This is a genomic window from Aeromonas sp. R9-2 (assembly GCF_040908025.1).
Classification (GTDB): domain Bacteria; phylum Pseudomonadota; class Gammaproteobacteria; order Enterobacterales; family Aeromonadaceae; genus Aeromonas; species Aeromonas veronii.
Genome location: NZ_JBFOCX010000012.1, coordinates 1 through 3,804, shown reverse-complemented (window position 1 = coordinate 3,804; position 3,804 = coordinate 1). Strand labels below are relative to the sequence as shown.

Here is a 3,804-nt window from a genome sequence, read left to right as displayed (position 1 = left end):
TGAGGTATCCTGATTTTCACAGACAGTCCCGATTGTTACGATGAGACAATCGGGGGTATTGAATGAAATCGAGAGAACACTATTCACCAGAGTTTCGGGCAGAGGCGGTTCGACTGGTATTGGAGCAAGGCCTTGGCCAAGCTGAAGCCGCTAGAAGGTTGGGTATTGCCAAAGGCACACTGAGCAACTGGGTGGTCGCAGCCAAAGGAGGAAAGGATACATCGGCCATTCCCGGAGCGCGTTCTGTCGCCGAGCTGGAGGCTGAAGTGGCCCGGCTACGCAAAGCTCTCGCACAAGCCAACATGGAGCGCGACATCATAAAAAAGGCCGCCGCGTACTTTGCTCAGGAGTCACTGCCAAGTACGCGTGGATAGCCAACCAGCAGGACTTCTATCCCATTTCCGTTATCTGTCGTGTGCTGGAGGTCTCTCGTGCGGGCTTCTACCACTGGCGCCTGCGTCCACCGTCACAGCGCCAACAAGAAGATGAACGACTCAAGGTCGCCATTCGGGCTGCTCACAGCAAGACGCGCCAGACCTATGGCGCAGCGCGTTTACAAGCTGAGTTGGCCGCCGAAGGATTTTACGCTGGGCGGGACCGGATTGGGCGATTGCGCCGTGAAATGGGGTTGTCTTGCAAACAAAAGCGCAAATTCAAGGCGACAACCCATTCTGCTCATTCCCTGCCTGTGGCGGAGAATCTCCTTGGTCAGGTCTTTGCGCCGACGAAGCCCAACGAAGTCTGGACCGGTGATATCACCTATATCGCCACCGACGAAGGCTGGCTTTATCTGGCTGGTCTCAAGGATGTGTTTACCTGTGAGATAGTGGGTTATGCGATGGGAGAGCGAATGACCACCGGGTTGGTCAGTCAGGCGCTGTTTCGGGCTGTGCAGCAGAAGAGGCCACCCGTTGGGCTTATTCATCACACAGACCGTGGCAGTCAGTACTGTGCCAAGGCTTACCGGGCTCTCCAGGTACAATTTGACATGCAGACCTCCATGTCACGCAAGGGGAACTGCTTCGACAATGCCCCGATAGAAAGCTTCTGGGGGTCTCTTAAAAATGAACTGGTTCACCACCATAGATTCAAGACGAGAGCGGAGGCCAAGGCAGCGATTCAGGAATACATAGAGATTTTTACAACCGCCAGCGTCGGCATTCACGACTTGGCAATGTCAGCCCGGCGGAGTTTAACAAGAGGTATTGGAGAACTGCTCAGGCTGCTTGATCCGGGACTGTCCGATCTTGTCAGGACACCTCACTGTTTGAATTCTCGTGAGTAATTGGCTCTGCCTTTACGGCTGCTATTGGTACGGCTATTGGTGTACACCATCTTTAGTTCCCACTAAAAAGTAGTGGGAACTACTTTGTCCACAACTGCCTCTATTCACCAGACGGTAGTGGCCTGACGCTTACTTTCAAATTTGCCGGAATACGAAAACGGTACTAGTCTACATGAATAACTTCAAATAGAAGGATTAATGAGAAATGGGAAAGTATATCTTACTCTTATCTGCTATTATCAGCTCACAATGTCTATCACAGGAGGTTATGGTTGGCTTAGAACCTATGCCTCCACTTATCAATCCTGATGCAACAGGATATACAGTAACCCTTTTAAAAAAAATAGAAGAGGTATCCGATCTAAAATTCAATATAAAAATAAAGCCTTATGTTCGGATTAGGAAAGAACTCAAGCATGGCTCGCTCGATTTGATTGGTCATACACCCTATCAAAATGAAACACCTGATTTTTATCAATATGCTCAAGACTTGAGTTGGAATGTAATTTCCATTGCAGATATATACGCAACCTCTGAAGATAAGTTGAACTTAATGAGCGCAAGGAAAATTGGTACACCTCGTGGCAATGCTGAGTTTCACTCTGCAGCACTAGGTATTCCAATAGCTAAATTTACAGCCAGTGGTGATATTGACTCACTTCTCAAGATGCTAGAGGCTGGTCGAATAGATATTTTTTTATTTGAGCGCGCCGCAACAATGAAAGAAATTAAAAACCTTAATATTAGAGGTTTTTTTTATAAAAAGGTCATGGTTATGCCCTCCACCTTATCCTTAAGGAAGGGCCCTGAAGGCGATGCACTGAAATTAAAAATTGAAAGATCAATAAATAAAATAAATCAAGAGGATGTTTTCGAAGAATATAATCGTTACATAGAAATGCCAGAGAAAGGGGTTGTTGATATAGATAATGTTAGGTGAATGTATCGACGTTTTTGCCAACGTGGGATCGCCTCATAAAAGGGAAAATAAAGCACGTTAAGATTACGCGGATGTGGTTGGAAGCAAGCGGCTTCGCGTAGCAACTGAAAAATCTAATCGTGATACTATTTATATGATTGGATTTGACCCCATAGATCCAGACACTTTTTCCCGCTTAGGGTTGTGATACCCGACTGCGCAGAAATTCCCGGGGTGAACGGTATCCTAAGGCGCTGTGCGGGTGGTGCTCGTTATAATGCTCAAACGCGATGGCCAAATTGCCTACCGCTGTTCGGCTATCTGGTTTCGGCATCATTGAGGTGTCCTGACAAGATCGGACAGTCCCGGATCAAGCAGCCTGAGCAGTTCTCCAATACCTCTTGTTAAACTCCGCCGGGCTGACATTGCCAAGTCGTGAATGCCGACGCTGGCGGTTGTAAAAATCTCTATGTATTCCTGAATCGCTGCCTTGGCCTCCGCTCTCGTCTTGAATCTATGGTGGTGAACCAGTTCATTTTTAAGAGACCCCCAGAAGCTTTCTATCGGGGCATTGTCGAAGCAGTTCCCCTTGCGTGACATGGAGGTCTGCATGTCAAATTGTACCTGGAGAGCCCGGTAAGCCTTGGCACAGTACTGACTGCCACGGTCTGTGTGATGAATAAGCCCAACGGGTGGCCTCTTCTGCTGCACAGCCCGAAACAGCGCCTGACTGACCAACCCGGTGGTCATTCGCTCTCCCATCGCATAACCCACTATCTCACAGGTAAACACATCCTTGAGACCAGCCAGATAAAGCCAGCCTTCGTCGGTGGCGATATAGGTGATATCACCGGTCCAGACTTCGTTGGGCTTCGTCGGCGCAAAGACCTGACCAAGGAGATTCTCCGCCACAGGCAGGGAATGAGCAGAATGGGTTGTCGCCTTGAATTTGCGCTTTTGTTTGCAAGACAACCCCATTTCACGGCGCAATCGCCCAATCCGGTCCCGCCCAGCGTAAAATCCTTCGGCGGCCAACTCAGCTTGTAAACGCGCTGCGCCATAGGTCTGGCGCGTCTTGCTGTGAGCAGCCCGAATGGCGACCTTGAGTCGTTCATCTTCTTGTTGGCGCTGTGACGGTGGACGCAGGCGCCAGTGGTAGAAGCCCGCACGAGAGACCTCCAGCACACGACAGATAACGGAAATGGGATAGAAGTCCTGCTGGTTGGCTATCCACGCGTACTTGGCAGTGACTCCTGAGCAAAGTACGCGGCGGCCTTTTTTATGATGTCGCGCTCCATGTTGGCTTGTGCGAGAGCTTTGCGTAGCCGGGCCACTTCAGCCTCCAGCTCGGCGACAGAACGCGCTCCGGGAATGGCCGATGTATCCTTTCCTCCTTTGGCTGCGACCACCCAGTTGCTCAGTGTGCCTTTGGCAATACCCAACCTTCTAGCGGCTTCAGCTTGGCCAAGGCCTTGCTCCAATACCAGTCGAACCGCCTCTGCCCGAAACTCTGGTGAATAGTGTTCTCTCGATTTCATTCAATACCCCCGATTGTCTCATCGTAACAATCGGGACTGTCTGTGAAAATCAGGATACCTCA

At 49.9% G+C, this 3,804-nt stretch carries 1 protein-coding gene and 3 pseudogenes; 2 read left to right on the top strand and 2 right to left on the bottom strand.

Annotated features, from left to right (window positions below; translation table 11 throughout):
* Positions 1-62 precede the first annotated feature (62 nt).
* Positions 63-1,230, top strand: a pseudogene (locus AB5Y71_RS03400) (IS3-like element ISAeme20 family transposase).
* 260 nt (positions 1,231-1,490) lie between these two features.
* Positions 1,491-2,225 (top strand): transporter substrate-binding domain-containing protein, encoded by a 735-nt coding sequence (locus AB5Y71_RS03395; RefSeq protein WP_368171002.1) that lies wholly within the window; start codon positions 1,491-1,493, stop codon positions 2,223-2,225.
* Between the two features lie 175 nt (positions 2,226-2,400).
* On the opposite strand, the pseudogene AB5Y71_RS03390 reads toward AB5Y71_RS03395, so the two are convergent.
* Together AB5Y71_RS03390 and AB5Y71_RS03385 are read right to left on the bottom strand one after the other, a co-directional pair.
* Positions 2,401-2,541, bottom strand: a pseudogene (locus AB5Y71_RS03390) (integrase core domain-containing protein); the annotation flags it as partial.
* A 33-nt stretch (positions 2,542-2,574) separates the two neighbouring features.
* A pseudogene (locus AB5Y71_RS03385) lies at positions 2,575-3,742 on the bottom strand (IS3-like element ISAeme20 family transposase).
* Between the last annotated feature and the right edge of the window lie 62 nt (positions 3,743-3,804).

What these genes read in the sequence shown, in the direction of transcription:
- AB5Y71_RS03395 (WP_368171002.1), top strand. Translation starts at nt 1,491, where the DNA reads ATGGGAAAGTATATCTTACTCTTATCTGCTATTATCAGCTCACAATGT.